Source organism: Sphingobacteriaceae bacterium, assembly GCA_016715905.1.
Lineage (GTDB): Bacteria > Bacteroidota > Bacteroidia > B-17B0 > Aurantibacillaceae > Aurantibacillus.
Window position 1 is genome coordinate 115,080 of the sequence record JADJXI010000003.1, and the last position, 13,385, is coordinate 128,464.

Sequence of the window (13,385 nt, forward strand, 5' to 3'; positions counted from 1 at the left end):
CATGGAACCGCCTTTTTACTTTTGAACCTATTTGGTTCCGTTGTAACAATTATCTAGCATCTTTAGTGTTTCCTGCAAATTATCTTTGTCTTTGTATTTCTTTTGATCCGCTTTTGGCATCATTAAATAATCTTCGCAGGATTGTAGGATGGGTTCAATACTGTCGCTGAAATCATTTTTAATAATAATACTTTTTTCTTTGGTGTTTTTGTTCAGTAAAACATATTCTACATTATAAACCACAATACTGTTGGCTAATTCTCTTCCTGCGGCTTCGGTAACTAATGCAGTTTGCATTTTGTTCATTTCCTGATTCATTTCGCTGTTTTTATTCTTCGAGCCGCTTTTCTCCTGCACCTGGCTTATTCCTTTACTGGTTGCTTGAAGCTCTTCGGTAGATGCGGACTGAATATTTTGTCTGGCTTGCTTTTTATTTTCTTCAGTCATGTTAGTGGAGTTGATGGCTTGGCTGGAAGCAAGTGAGCCCGCAGTAGATGCCGCTCCTTTGGCAAGCTTAGTAGCGAATTTGTTTATGCTTTTCGGATTGGGATTTTTATAATAAGCAAAAACTTTTCCGTTAAAATCAAGTTTATGAAATTGTCCTTCATCTGAAATGAAATAAAATGTTTCATCTTTCACTTTTTGTTCGAAAAAAGATACTTGCTCGTGGTTGTAAGAGGTTTCGGTGTCGGTAGCGTCTTTTACTTTTATTCCCATACTCTTGGTTCCGCTGATTATCTGCATCACTTGTCCGCTCACTTCGGTGTTATCGCTTAAAATAACTTTACCGGGTTGGTACAATTTAAACTGATCACCCACACTTAGCGATGCAATTTTAGATTGCTCTACAAATCCATCTTTGTATTTAATGAAAACCACATTCACGCCATTGATTATTTGCGTTACTTCTTTTAAATCATTTGCAGGTACCACATTTAAGGCATCTTCTTGATTAGCGGTGTAAAACAGGGTGTGGTAAATAACAGCATCGCTTCTTGGAATGTCGTTAGCTTTCATAAAAGCCATCCATCCTTCTGTTTTGGAATCATCGGTTTTGGTGTAAAATCCTTTTTGAAAATTACGACCAATATCATCGTGAATTACCGTTCCGTTTTTAGTAATGTCGCTAATCGTTGGAATTAATCCGTAGTGCGAAACTTCTGCAGGCGAAAAAACTTTTTTGCCATCAACGTCATTTTTGATTACAATTTCATCTAATACATTATTCACTTTATTTAAATGCAACATCCCCTCAATTCTTTTTTCATCATTTAAAATTACATATCCTTTTCTATCCTTCGTGTGACTTTTAGTGGTTGTTTTGCCATTAGTAGTGGAAGTCATTCCTTGTTTCCATTCATACATTTCTTCAGGAGAGTCATTTACTAATTCACCCACATTTAAACCGTATGCTTTTAAACTCGCCGGTTCCAATTCAATTTCCTTCCCGTCTTTTACTAAAATAATTTTTTTCACATTTCTTTCATCGCCTTTCAGCTCCAACATGCCTTCCATTTTTTTTCCACTTTTTAATATCACGTAACCTTGTGCCGGTTCAGTACCTTTTCTATTCCAAACATAACGGTTTGTTGGTGTTTCATTTACCTGTGCGTTTAAAGTAAAATAAAAGGAGCAAAGTAAAATGCAGATTTTTTTCATACGAATAAATTTTTAAGAGCTCAATATAAACAATAATTTTATATATGAAAAAACTAAAAAAGCATCTAAAAATAATTAGGTTTATTTTTTTCTGAAACTACAAAATATAAAATTCTGAATAGTGTCAAAAGGAGTTTGATGGGCTACTTCAATGCACTTTACTTTTTCAAAATATTCCATCAGTAACTGCGTCATGCTTTCTTTGGAGTATTGTTTGATTTCAATGCCACTGCATTTTTTGGGCCCGTTTTCGGAAAATGTTCCCAAAATCATTACACCATTTTCTGTAATGTGCGATTTACAAGTTTGAACATAATTTTCAATTTCTTCTGCTGTAGTTAAAAAATGAAACGCAGCTCTATCGTGCCACACATCATAATTACGTTCAGGGATAAATTTTGACGCATCAGCATGAATCCAGTGCACAAGTTCGGCTTTTTCTTTTAATCTTTCTTTGGCTCTAGTTAAAGCATTTTCAGAAATGTCTAAAACACTTAAATCCGTATAGCCTAAATCCAATAAATAATCAACTAAAAAACTGTCACCGCCACCTACATCAATTATAGAAGCATTTTTGGGAATATCAAGTTCAACAAAAAACTGTAACGAAGTTTCCGGTACCGGTTGATACCAACTCACCTCCTGTAGCGCTTTGGTTGAGTAGATATTCTCCCAGTGTTTTCGTTTATTATCCATTAATTTAATGTCAATTTCACTACTAATTTAAACAAACAAATAAGAAGAGAGGATAGTTTGATATTTGTTTATTTTATTTTAACAATCGTATTCCGGTATATGAATGTTGTTTGAAAACTAATATCTTTGTTTATGTCTGTTTCTGTATCCAACTTAAAATTATTTTCCGATCCGGATTTAATTAGTGAAATTGAATTACACGGTAATATTAAAAGCATTAAAAAAGATGAAATATTGATTTTACCCGGCGATCAGATTTTATTTATTCCTATCGTATTAAAAGGGAGTATTCGGATTATCAGACAGGATGAGAATGACCAGGAAGTTTTTTTATATCATCTTTTTCCCGGCCAAACCTGTGCCATGTCGCTTACTTGTTGTGAATCCGGTAAAAAAAGTATGATTAAGGCCATTGCGGAAACTGATTCAGAAATTTTAAGAATTCCCATCGAAAAAACAGAAACATGGACTAAATTTCATGAATGGAAAATGTTCACTTCTTCTAATTATCAGCATAGATTCAGCGAATTATTACAGGTTATAGATTTAATAGCCTTTAGTCACATGGATGAACAATTATTTCATTATTTAAAACAACGTACACAGGCTATCAATACTGATTTAATTGAAATTACACACCAGCAAATAGCTGACGAATTGCATGCCCATCGGGAAGCCATTAGCCGACTGCTAAAAACCATGGAACAAAAGGGCATAGTACAATTAGGCAGAAATAATATTCGCCTATTAAAAGATTCCTATTAAGCTTTTCGGTCTAAAATTTGTTAAGATACGGGCTTATCCAACATTTGTTACATTCTTTACCCCTTCTTGCCTATACCTTTGATTCATAAAACTTAAATTATGAAACAGAATATGGGATTAGTAGACAGAGTAATACGCATCGTAATTGCTTTGGTTGTTGCAGTGCTTTATTTCTCCGGTATCATTAATGGTACAGTTGCAATTATTGCATTAATTATATCAGGGGTATTTATTTTGACGGCTCTTGTAAAAACCTGCCCTTTGTATATTCCTTTTGGAATTAATACGAGTAATAATGAAGAAGATTCAAGCAAGAAGGACTAACATGAAAACATTATTGCTAAAAAATAAAATAGAAGTAATTGGAGGAGGAGTGGGTGCTGTTTTAGGTTTGGCCTACTGGTATTTTGTTGGATGTAGCTCGGGTACCTGCGCTATAACATCTAATCCTTATATCAGTACGGCATACGGGGCTATTACAGGCGCATTAATGGTTGGAATTTTTAAAGACAATAAAAAATAAATTTTAAAAACAAAGAATATGGAAAAAACAATAATTGACGTACGCTCTGAAGCGGAATTTCAGGGAGGACACGCAAATGGAAGTATTAATATACCCGTACAAAAAATACCACAAAATTTGGAGCAAATTAAAGCCATGAAAAATATAGTGCTTTGTTGTGCCTCAGGTGGCAGAAGTGCACAGGCCGCCATGTATTTAAAGCAAAACGGAATAGCCTGTACGGATGCCGGTTCGTGGTTTAATGTTTAATAGAAAATTATATGATACAGAAATTAAAAGAATTAATGGGCTTTGGTCCGGCCGTAGATTTAAATGAATGGATTAAAAACGGAGCAGTAATTTTAGATGTAAGATCCAAAGGGGAATATTCCAGTGGGCACGTAAAAGGCTCGGTAAATATCCCGGTAGATCAACTGGCATCTAACTTAAATAAACTAAAGAACAAAGAACAGCCAATAATTACTTGTTGTGCTTCGGGGATGAGAAGTGGTTCTGCAAAAGGATACTTGAAGTCTTTAGGTTACACAAAGGTACATAACGGAGGTTCTTGGGTTAATTTAAAAAAGTACGGAAAATAATGAATAGAGTTTGGAATCAATATTTAACAGCCATGAAAAGTGACTGGAATGCTTGGCGAATTATTCGTTTAATGATTGGTTTATTATTGGTGATTCAAACTTTATACGCGGGTGATTATTTATTATCGGCATTTGGAGCCTACTATATGTTTTTAGCTTTAACAAATACCGGATGTTGCGGAACTTCAACTTGTAGTTCAAATTCAGTATCTGATGAAAAGGAAGCGCTGGTTATTTATGAGGAAGTGAAATAAATACAAAGAAGCATGAAGATAGCAGAAGTTATATATTCAACCACAGCCAATAAATGTCCGCGTTGCCATACCGGCAAAGTGTTTTCCGTAAACAATCCTTTTTTGTTCAATAAATCTTTTCAAATGGAAAAAGATTGTACAAGCTGTAATTTGCACTATGATCGGGAGCCCGGTTTTTTTTACGGAGCTATGTACGTTTCTTACGCACTAACAGTAGCTATATTGGTGATTTGGTTTATTAGTGATTTATTGTGGATGCATTTAGCACCCGAAATATTATTTGGGATTGTGGTGTTAAATGTTTTAATATTGTTTCCTATTATTTTCAGATGGTCGAGAATTATTTGGTTGAATTTCTTTTATAAATACAATAATTCAGTGTTACAAAAGCAAAACAATTAAAATTTTAAAAAGAAAGTGTATGAAAACTTATTTAATTGGCAAAAGAAAGGCAGTTAGTAATTGGCTCAGGCAATTTATGACTGTGATTGATCCTATTCAAGGATTATATAAAATTCAGGAAAGTTTACTTTACATTTTTAAATGGGGTGAATTTAAACGATTACCCAAAATCGATTATGTACTTGTTTTCCGTCAACTTTTTGCGAAATGCGAATCCTGTCCAGTCGACGAAATAGAAAAAGATAATGCTTCTTTTTTTCAGGTTAGCTTGGTGTATGATAAAAATAAACGTATTATTTTTCATGAAACGCGGAGTAGAGAAGATGCTTTTATTCAGGCCAAAACATTAGCAGCCCAATTGCAAAGCCGTGTGATGGATTCTACCAATCGCAATGGAATCAAAAGTTGGTTAACTTAATTGCTCGATAAATCTCGAATTTCAATAGAAGCACAGGATGTTTCGTAAAACAATTTACCGCGCTTAAATCCATTTTCCTTTAAAAAGTTTTTGGCTTCAACGGTGTCTCTTGCTTCAAAAATATTTCTACCTGAATAATAAACCACTTCCGGACCAAGCGGTGTATCAGAAATCAATAAACAAGGAATTTCCGTTTCCGCTTCTGTTTTTATGGTTTCTCCTAAAACTTTTCCGCAATCATAACGTTTGCCTTTGATGGATAATTCTCCGGGTAAATTTTCTCCATAATACCAACCCACTGCCAGGAAAATAAATATGAAAAGGGTAAGATTTGCTTTAGTTTTAGATAACTGAAATGCAGGACTTAATTCATGAAATAAAACGACAATGTATAAAATGACAAAAGGAGTAAGGTATAAGGTGGTAAAATCATGTCCACTGTAATCCGGCAAAAACAAATAACAAAATAAAACCGGAAAAACGGAAAGTTTTAGAATAAAACCCGAGTCAGTTTTCAGAAATGAAATTTTTCTTTTGAATTTAATCCCTAATAACACCAAAAGAAGTATCACATACAAACCGTGATTCAGAATAATATTTTTCAGAATAACTCCATAATTCTCAAACCCGTTTGTTAATGAGTTGGCAATGCCTCGTTCTGAAAAACGATCACTTAATTGTTCAATCAGCGCATTTGGACCGGCAATATATTTGTATTGGAAATAAAAATGAACTGCGCTTATGCAGGGAATAATAATCAAAATCAAAGCGGGCACTAAAAATTCTTTTTTCCATTTGAATTTTAAAAATAACAGAACTATAAGCGCTAAAATAAAAAGATAACCCAGCCAGGATGTTAAACACATTATGAATAAGAATAGATATAGAAGTAAACTATGTTTTGAATAAAATTTAAAATTGTTTTTAAAAGCTATTAGGACAAAGTATAAACTCGAAATAAAAAGGAAGTGCACCAAAATATCACTCATGTAAGTATTACACTGAAACCACATTACTGCAGGATTAAAAACATACAAGGCATATGCAAGCAAACTTAGCTTAATATTTTTTACACTAATTTCCAGTACAATCAAAAAAATAAAAAGTGCACTTAGAAAATTCAGAATCAAATTAAAACTCTGTAGGCTAATAACGGATATAGGTAGCTGAAAAATTTGATGAAAGCCGTAGGCTAGCACATAAGCAAAATTAGGATGAGAAATATAATAGTAATTGCCCTCGCTGTCCTTCATTTTCCCGGTTGTCCCGGCATGATTCTGAATATTTTTATTAGCATCGCCGGCAAAATTCATTCGAGGTAAAAAATTCAATTTAGCCGCACCCTCTTGTTCCCAAACTTTAATAATGCGCAATGCTATGGCTGTTAAAAATTCGTGGTGCTTCGATAAAGGGCGATTTATATTAGGAATCCGTACAAGTACGGATATTAAAAAAATAAAAAGTAGAAGCAGGCCAATATTTGTTTTTGAGAATTTCAAGAATTAATATTTTTCCATTAAAAATAAATATTCCAAATATTTTCCATCTGAATTTACCCATTCGTTGGTCCAGCGCATATTACCCATTACATTTTTTTTGTAATTTATTTCGAGTGCTTTCACTAGTTTGCCACCGGTATTTAATATATCGTACAATTCTTCTTTGGTGGTTCTTCCACCGGAACTATACGATAACAAAATATAATTCGCTTGGGTAGCTGCAATTAAATCCCGAATCGCGTCCATGGCAATAAAATTTCCGGTTTCATTTTTTCGAAATTCTTCAAAAACCGAAGTGGCCACTTCATCTTTAGAATCCGCTCTGCGATTTACTTTCCCAAACAATTCCGGTTTATCATTTAAGATTACGGAGGTCCAAATGTGGTAATACGAATTGTAACGTACCCGGCTGGAGGGCATTTTTTCATTGTTGGAACCGTAAGGTGGATCAAAGTAAGCCAGATCAAATTTCCTGCCTTTAATATTTTTAAAAATATCTCCTTTTAAAACGGTATTATTACGTGTATTTTTAAAAAGTAGGGGCACTTCCAAATGTAAATCATGATGGGAGCGTGGCGACCAATCTGAAAGATAAGCCGCATAATGTCCCAGAGTACTATCAACAGAATCCAATGCCAATATAAGTGAAGTAAGTGCTACTGATTTTTCAATTTCGCTTAAGTTTAGTTTATCAATTTCATCTCGAATTCCATCCAGTTTTTTAGTATTTTTTAATTGAAATGGTTTTTTCTCCTGATGTAAAGTTCCGCCATAATGCTCCGAAAACCAGCCTTCATACCCTTGCACATTATTCAGATAATCCATTAAATCCTGATAATAGGAAGGAGTTTTTTATTAAGTAGAAAAGCTTTCGCAAAAGTTTCTGACCAAACTGAAATATCATTAGAGGTAGTTTGATAACCCATTTTGGCAAAAACCTGACTCACTCGGGTAGAACCTGAAAATCCATCCAATACAGTTTTAACCGGTAAATCCTGAATACTTTCAAAGATATAAGGCAGTATTTTTAATTTAGACCCGGCATACTTTATACCCTGCGTTTCCGGAATCTGAATTTGATTTTTATGAGCGGATGTAATCACCTGTTTTATGACCCCTAAATTTAAACATATCCTTTGAATGAGGGTTAAGCAATAAAGAATGCATAAATTGATAAGATTGCATGATTATTTAAGTAAGCCGATAATCAAAAAGTAAAATGTTTGTTCTAATAAATGCAATTATTTTCCAATTCATCCTCTTGTAAACACAGCATGTTTAATATTCCAAAGAAATAAAAACGCCCCACATAAGCAGGGCGTTTTTCTTCATTTATAGAGGTCCCGAGCGGATTCGAACCGCTGTAGCAGCTTTTGCAGAGCTGAGCCTAGCCACTCGGCCACAGGACCTTTTAGAAGGTAGATTTTAGAATGTAGAAGTTAGAAGTAATCTTCTTCCAAATCTTTTAAGAACGGACAGCAAAAATAGCACTTTTTGGGGATTTAAAACACAATTTATTAAACTTTAAGCAATGAATGATTATTATATTTAAGGGATAAAATGACGTTTTTTCGGAATATTTCAGCCCTCTTTATGTCGCTTTGTTTTTTGCTTTCAACGCAAAGTAAGGCCGGCTCCTCCCTGGACTCCCTCTATGCTTTACTCACTAGTGCAAAGGCGGATACCGCCCGGGCTGTTTTATTCTACAAAATTAGTAATGCCGAAACGCAGGATAGTTTGATTTTAGAGTATGCCTTGAAAGCGAAGGAATTGGGCGAAAAATTAATCTTGTCCAATAACGAAAAAGAAGTGACGATAGGAAAAAATGTGCTCGCAAACAGCTTTCATAACATCGGATTTGTGGAAATGAATAGGGGAAATCCTGATTTGGGTCTCACTTATATGAATAAATCACTTTTTTATTTCACGGCAGCGAATAATAAGTGGGGCATGGGCATGGCCCTCAACAATACGGGATACATCTACCATAATCAGGGATTATTGGATAAGGCACTTGAAAATTATTTGAAGTCAATTAAATATAGGGAAGAGGCTCATGATGATGAAGGCCTGGCATTTAGTTTAAATAATGTGGGATATATTTATTACAACCTCAATGAAAATGAAAAAACTTTATATTATTATAAAAAGGCGCTATTAATCAGAAAAAGAGGAAACAACAAATCGGCCCTGGCCACTTCTTTACATAACCTGGGTTATATGTATCAGGAAATAGCTTTAAAAAGAAACAAGAAAGATTCAACGCTTATTATTCTCAACACTGCTTTAAACTTTTATAATCAGGCCTTGAGTTTAAGAAGAGCCGTGAACGATAAAATGGGAATTGCCTTGTCCTATAACATTATCGCATTTGTTTATGATAAAAAGGCGAATTCTTTCTCCAATATAGATTCGATAAATTGGTATAAAAATCAGGCCCTACAGTTTTATCAAGTGGCGCTAAGTATCAGGGAAGAAATTTCAGATAAAAATGGTGAGGCTAATTCTTTATCGAATATAGCCATGATTTATTACGATTTAAAGCAATTGAATGAAGCTAAAAGATATGGAGAAAAAGCTTATACCATTGCTACTCAAATTGGATTCCCGGCGGCTATTCAAACTAGTGCAAGAGCACTTTATAATATTTATAAAAAGTCTGGTAAGTACAAGGAGGCACTCGAAATGCATGAACAATTCAAGCGAGTAGCTGATACTTTAAATGGTGTAAGTGTTCAACGCAGTATTGCAAAAAAACAGGCGCAATACGATTTTGAAAAGAAGTTGGAAATGGCAAAAAATGAACAGGATAAAAAAGACATCCTGGCTGCTGAAGAAAGGTACGAACAACAAATAATCCGAAATTTTTTATTCGCGGGTTTACTTGTCGTATTGGTTTTTACTTTTATTATTTTCAAAAGTTATTTAAATAAGCGTAAAGCTAATGTATTGATCCTGCAGCAAAAGAAGGATGTGGAGATGGCTAAACTCACTATTGAAAAACAAAAAGACCTGATTGAGTTAAAGCAAAAAGAAGTTGTGGATAGTATTCGATACGCCAAACGAATTCAACAGGCGCAAATGGCGAATGAAAACTACATTTCTAAAATTTTGCAACGCTTGAAAAATAAAATTTGAGCGTAATAAATTAATAGCAAATTTGTTGAAATTCAATAAAGATATTCATTCACCGTCCTTTGCGGAATTTGAGCAGGTGCTTATTTCCTTATCAAAAACCAATTGTGTTATTTTATCAGCTCCACCCGGCGCAGGTAAAAGTACTATTTTACCACTTTCATTATTAAATGCCCCTTTTTTAAATAACAAAAAAATTTTAATGTTGGAGCCCCGTCGCCTGGCCGTAAAAAGTATTTGTGAACGCATGTCGGAGTTGATAGAGGAAGAGGTTGGTCAAAGGATAGGCTTTCGTATTCGATTTGAATCAAAATTATCTGCTAAAACCAAACTTGAAGTGGTGACTGAAGGAATCCTAACCCGCATGTTACAAAGCGATAATGCACTGCAGGATTATGGTTTGATAATATTTGATGAGTTTCATGAAAGAAACCTGCATGCTGATTTAGCACTAGCGCTCTGCTTGCAAGTGCAACAGATTTTAAGACCCGATCTTAAAATATTAATCATGTCAGCTACGATAGATACCACAAAATTATCCGATGCATTAAAAGCTCCCGTTATTTTTTGTGAGGGAAAACAATTTCCGGTAGAAATAAAATATGACAAAGACGGAGATCCTCAGTTTATTTCAGAACAAAGCGCAGAATTGATTAAAAGAGTTGTGCAAGAAACAAACGGTGATATTTTGGTTTTCTTGCCGGGAGAATCTGAAATAAAAAAGTGCAAAGAAATATTAAATCAACAATTAAGTAGTATTCAATGCACCCCGCTTTACGGTGGTTTAACTTTAAAAGAACAAAAAGCAGCCATACAACCGGATAAGCAGGGAAAAAGAAAAATTGTATTGGCCACCAACATAGCCGAAACCAGTTTAACTATTGAAGGAATAAAAGTTGTAGTTGATTGCGGATTTCAAAAAATCATGAAATTTGATCCCCGTTCGGGTTTATCCAAATTAGAAACTGTACGTATCTCTAAGGATTCTGCCAATCAAAGAGCGGGAAGGGCTGGTAGATTATGTGCCGGTGTTTGTTATAGAATGTGGACTGCCGTTACACATAGTAGATTAGATGATTTTCGGAAAGCAGAAATTCTGGAAGCTGATTTATGTGCATTCATGCTGGAATTATATCATTGGGGAATTCAAGATGTGAATGAATTATTTTGGCTGGATGCTCCGCCTAAGGCAAATGTACTACAAGCTAAAGACCTATTAATGGAGATTGATGCAGTTGAACAAAGTAAAATAACAGCTGAAGGAAAAAAAATTCATCAACTGCCTTGTCATCCACGTTTAGCGCATATGTTACTTTCTGCAAATGGCAATGAAGAAAAAAGTTTAGCTTGTGATATTGCAGCTTTGTTGGAAGAAAAAGATCCTTTGGGAAAGGAAGTTGGTGTTGACATGAATATAAGACTTGAAAATTTGCATCGTCAACGTAAAAACGACAATTTAAATTTTCAATTCACTCGAATAGAAAAAGTTTCTGCTATCTATAGAAAAATATTAAATGTTCCTGCCGCTAAAGAATTATTGGATGTTTATGATACCGGATATTTACTAGCACAGGCGTTTCCGGAACGCGTAGCTTCAGCCCGACCGGGGAATAATGCCCAATATCAATTAGCTAACGGAAGAATTGCCATGTTCAATCACAAAGATGATTTAGCCGCTGAATCCTGGTTGGTTATTGCCAATTTAGATTTGCGAGAGGGCATGGGTAAAATATTTTTGGCCGCCCCTTTAAATCCGAAAGACTTAATCAAAAATATAAAGGAGAAACAAAATATTTCCTGGAACAGTCAAAACGGAACTTTGCAGTGTACAATAGAAAAAAGATTAGGTAATGTGGTACTGGAATCAAAGCCCTTAACTAATCCTGATTTACATTTAGTAAAATCTGTTCTGATAAAGGCTGTACAAAAGGAAGGGAAAGAATTGTTGGATTTTAATGAAGACTTTGAGCAAATGCAAAATAGAATTGAAAGTTTAAAAGTTTGGAATAGCGAGGAGGAATGGCCGGAGGTAGATCAAACTACCTTATTAATTGAAAATGAAAGGTGGTTAAGTGATTATTTCACCGATGTGAAAAGTAAGGAGGATTTTAAAAATATTAATTTGGCCCAATGTTTATTTCATTCCTTAAATCTCGAACAGCAAAAGAAATTAAAAGAATTAACTCCCGAAAAAATAGAAGTGCCTAGTGGTTCAAAAATAAAGGTGCAGTATTTTAAGAATGGTGGAAATCCGGTATTGGCTGTTCGTTTGCAAGAAATATTCGGAATGCAGGAAACGCCTTCGGTTAACAATAAAAAAATAACAGTATTGATGCACATTTTATCTCCGGGTTACAAATCCGTTCAGATCACCAAGGACTTAAAGAGTTTCTGGAATAATTTATATCCCGAAGTGAGAAAAGAATTAAAAAGAAAATATCCAAAACATGCCTGGCCCGAAGATCCATGGCATGCACAGGCAGTTAAAAAAGGAAGAAGCGAGAAAAACTAAAATAACAGTATATTTATCAGCGTAAAAATTATGTTTTCAATTATAGGCGCAATAGCCGGTTTTATTTTGTTAGGTAAAAGTTTTGTGGGAGCTTTTATTGGTATGTTGGTTGGCTCTTTCATTGATAATTATTTGGGGAAAGGAAATAGAGAAGACGAAGAATTTAAGTATTATAAGCGACAAACTAGTGGAGGAAAAAGCGAATTCGCCAGTATGCTTATCACCTTGTCTGCTGCCGTGATGCGTGCAGACGGAAGAGCATTAAAAGTAGAATTGGATTATATTAAAAAGTTTTTCGGACAGCAATTTGGTCCGGAATTCACCACTGAACACGTAAAACTTTTAAAACATTTTTTAGATGGAGCTCCAATTCCATTAGAAAAAATTTGTGCCGATATAAAAATCAGAACGGTATTTGAAGTACGATTGCAATTGCTTCATTATTTATTCGGATTGGCCAATGCAGATGGTCATGTAGCCGATTCGGAATTAATAGTTTTAAAAAGAATAGCCTTATTATTAGATATTCCGAATTCCGATTTTGAAAGTTTAAAAAATATGTTCTGGCGGGATTCAGATTCAGATTATAAAGTATTAGGTATAGAAAAAACAGCAAATGATGAAGAGGTAAAGAAAGCGTATCGTCAAATGGCCATACGTTACCATCCCGACAAGGTCGCCCAATTAGGAGAAGAAGTGCAGAAAGGGGCCAAGGAAAAATTTCAGAAAATACAAGAGGCTTACGAAAATATAAAAAAGTCGAGGGGCATGACTTAAAAAAAAGCCGAAAGAAAACCAACTTTCGGCTTTAAGTGAATTTCCCGTATCCCATCCATACTTTTGTTAAGGATGTCGGTTTGTGGTAATATTTCAACTAATAACCGAAGTAAAAGTATAGGGAAAATGTTACTGTAAATGAAACTTAATGTAACCCTGAGGTTAAG

The 13,385-nt window shown here is 34.5% G+C and carries 14 protein-coding genes, 1 tRNA gene and 1 pseudogene; 11 read left to right on the forward strand and 5 right to left on the reverse strand.

What is annotated here, in order from left to right:
- Nucleotides 1–27: 27 nt before the first annotated feature.
- A complete protein-coding gene (locus IPM51_00835; protein MBK9282845.1) occupies nucleotides 28–1,659 on the reverse strand; it encodes a hypothetical protein in 1,632 nt (543 codons plus the stop codon).
- A gap of 81 nt (nucleotides 1,660–1,740) precedes the next feature.
- The gene (locus tag IPM51_00840; GenBank protein MBK9282846.1) at nucleotides 1,741–2,355 is read right to left on the reverse strand and encodes a class I SAM-dependent methyltransferase; all 615 of its coding nucleotides are present in this window, start codon (nucleotides 2,353–2,355) and stop codon (nucleotides 1,741–1,743) included.
- A gap of 132 nt (nucleotides 2,356–2,487) precedes the next feature.
- On the opposite strand from IPM51_00840, the gene IPM51_00845 reads away from it, so the two are divergent.
- The 8 genes from IPM51_00845 to IPM51_00880 all read left to right on the forward strand — a co-directional run bounded on the left by IPM51_00845 (nucleotide 2,488) and on the right by IPM51_00880 (nucleotide 5,295).
- Nucleotides 2,488–3,120 (forward strand): Crp/Fnr family transcriptional regulator, encoded by a 633-nt coding sequence (locus IPM51_00845; GenBank protein ID MBK9282847.1) that lies wholly within the window; start codon nucleotides 2,488–2,490, stop codon nucleotides 3,118–3,120.
- 99 nt (nucleotides 3,121–3,219) lie between these two features.
- On the forward strand, nucleotides 3,220–3,444 hold the full coding sequence (locus IPM51_00850) for a DUF2892 domain-containing protein (GenBank protein MBK9282848.1): 225 nt from the start codon (nucleotides 3,220–3,222) through the stop codon (nucleotides 3,442–3,444).
- A 1-nt stretch (nucleotide 3,445) separates the two neighbouring features.
- On the forward strand, nucleotides 3,446–3,643 hold the full coding sequence (locus IPM51_00855) for a hypothetical protein (GenBank protein MBK9282849.1): 198 nt from the start codon (nucleotides 3,446–3,448) through the stop codon (nucleotides 3,641–3,643).
- Between the two features lie 18 nt (nucleotides 3,644–3,661).
- Nucleotides 3,662–3,892 carry a rhodanese-like domain-containing protein gene (locus tag IPM51_00860; GenBank protein ID MBK9282850.1) on the forward strand — a complete coding sequence of 77 codons (231 nt, stop codon included), beginning with the start codon at nucleotides 3,662–3,664 and terminating at the stop codon, nucleotides 3,890–3,892.
- An 11-nt stretch (nucleotides 3,893–3,903) separates the two neighbouring features.
- Nucleotides 3,904–4,221 carry a rhodanese-like domain-containing protein gene (locus IPM51_00865; protein ID MBK9282851.1) on the forward strand — a complete coding sequence of 106 codons (318 nt, stop codon included), beginning with the start codon at nucleotides 3,904–3,906 and terminating at the stop codon, nucleotides 4,219–4,221.
- Complete coding sequence (locus IPM51_00870; protein ID MBK9282852.1) at nucleotides 4,221–4,475, forward strand: hypothetical protein; 255 nt, start codon at nucleotides 4,221–4,223, stop codon at nucleotides 4,473–4,475. Before IPM51_00865 ends, IPM51_00870 begins: the two co-directional genes overlap by 1 nt.
- A 12-nt stretch (nucleotides 4,476–4,487) precedes the next feature.
- The gene (locus IPM51_00875; protein MBK9282853.1) at nucleotides 4,488–4,877 is read left to right on the forward strand and encodes a DUF983 domain-containing protein; all 390 of its coding nucleotides are present in this window, start codon (nucleotides 4,488–4,490) and stop codon (nucleotides 4,875–4,877) included.
- A 19-nt stretch (nucleotides 4,878–4,896) separates the two neighbouring features.
- Nucleotides 4,897–5,295: a hypothetical protein gene (locus IPM51_00880; GenBank protein ID MBK9282854.1), complete on the forward strand. Its 399-nt coding sequence runs from the start codon at nucleotides 4,897–4,899 to the stop codon at nucleotides 5,293–5,295.
- Here IPM51_00880 and IPM51_00885 read toward each other — a convergent pair.
- The 3 genes and pseudogenes from IPM51_00885 to IPM51_00895 form a co-directional block, all read right to left on the reverse strand.
- Nucleotides 5,292–6,668 carry a hypothetical protein gene (locus IPM51_00885; protein MBK9282855.1) on the reverse strand — a complete coding sequence of 459 codons (1,377 nt, stop codon included), beginning with the start codon at nucleotides 6,666–6,668 and terminating at the stop codon, nucleotides 5,292–5,294. The genes IPM51_00880 and IPM51_00885 overlap by 4 nt on opposite strands.
- Nucleotides 6,669–6,797: 129 nt before the next feature.
- A pseudogene (locus IPM51_00890) lies at nucleotides 6,798–7,870 on the reverse strand (DNA adenine methylase).
- 262 nt (nucleotides 7,871–8,132) lie between these two features.
- Nucleotides 8,133–8,203 (reverse strand) — tRNA-Cys (locus tag IPM51_00895).
- Nucleotides 8,204–8,354: 151 nt separating this feature from the next.
- Between IPM51_00895 and IPM51_00900 the strand changes: the two genes are divergently transcribed.
- The 3 genes from IPM51_00900 to IPM51_00910 are packed head-to-tail and all read left to right on the forward strand — an operon-like array spanning nucleotide 8,355 to nucleotide 13,218.
- The gene (locus tag IPM51_00900; protein ID MBK9282856.1) at nucleotides 8,355–9,932 is read left to right on the forward strand and encodes a tetratricopeptide repeat protein; all 1,578 of its coding nucleotides are present in this window, start codon (nucleotides 8,355–8,357) and stop codon (nucleotides 9,930–9,932) included.
- 22 nt (nucleotides 9,933–9,954) lie between these two features.
- The gene (gene hrpB, locus IPM51_00905) at nucleotides 9,955–12,441 is read left to right on the forward strand and encodes an ATP-dependent helicase HrpB (GenBank protein ID MBK9282857.1); all 2,487 of its coding nucleotides are present in this window, start codon (nucleotides 9,955–9,957) and stop codon (nucleotides 12,439–12,441) included.
- A 30-nt stretch (nucleotides 12,442–12,471) separates the two neighbouring features.
- The gene (locus tag IPM51_00910; protein ID MBK9282858.1) at nucleotides 12,472–13,218 is read left to right on the forward strand and encodes a TerB family tellurite resistance protein; all 747 of its coding nucleotides are present in this window, start codon (nucleotides 12,472–12,474) and stop codon (nucleotides 13,216–13,218) included.
- Nucleotides 13,219–13,385: the final 167 nt, after the last annotated feature.

Coding starts and splice junctions, on each gene's coding strand:
- IPM51_00875 (MBK9282853.1), top strand. CDS start 4,488: ATGAAGATAGCAGAAGTTATATATTCAACCACAGCCAATAAATGTCCG.
- IPM51_00865 (MBK9282851.1), top strand. CDS start 3,904: ATGATACAGAAATTAAAAGAATTAATGGGCTTTGGTCCGGCCGTAGAT.
- IPM51_00880 (MBK9282854.1), top strand. CDS start 4,897: ATGAAAACTTATTTAATTGGCAAAAGAAAGGCAGTTAGTAATTGGCTC.
- IPM51_00900 (MBK9282856.1), top strand. CDS start 8,355: ATGACGTTTTTTCGGAATATTTCAGCCCTCTTTATGTCGCTTTGTTTT.
- IPM51_00850 (MBK9282848.1), top strand. CDS start 3,220: ATGAAACAGAATATGGGATTAGTAGACAGAGTAATACGCATCGTAATT.
- IPM51_00860 (MBK9282850.1), top strand. CDS start 3,662: ATGGAAAAAACAATAATTGACGTACGCTCTGAAGCGGAATTTCAGGGA.
- IPM51_00855 (MBK9282849.1), top strand. CDS start 3,446: ATGAAAACATTATTGCTAAAAAATAAAATAGAAGTAATTGGAGGAGGA.
- IPM51_00845 (MBK9282847.1), top strand. CDS start 2,488: ATGTCTGTTTCTGTATCCAACTTAAAATTATTTTCCGATCCGGATTTA.
- IPM51_00840 (MBK9282846.1), bottom strand. CDS start 2,355: ATGGATAATAAACGAAAACACTGGGAGAATATCTACTCAACCAAAGCG.
- IPM51_00910 (MBK9282858.1), top strand. CDS start 12,472: ATGTTTTCAATTATAGGCGCAATAGCCGGTTTTATTTTGTTAGGTAAA.
- IPM51_00870 (MBK9282852.1), top strand. CDS start 4,221: ATGAATAGAGTTTGGAATCAATATTTAACAGCCATGAAAAGTGACTGG.
- IPM51_00835 (MBK9282845.1), bottom strand. CDS start 1,659: ATGAAAAAAATCTGCATTTTACTTTGCTCCTTTTATTTTACTTTAAAC.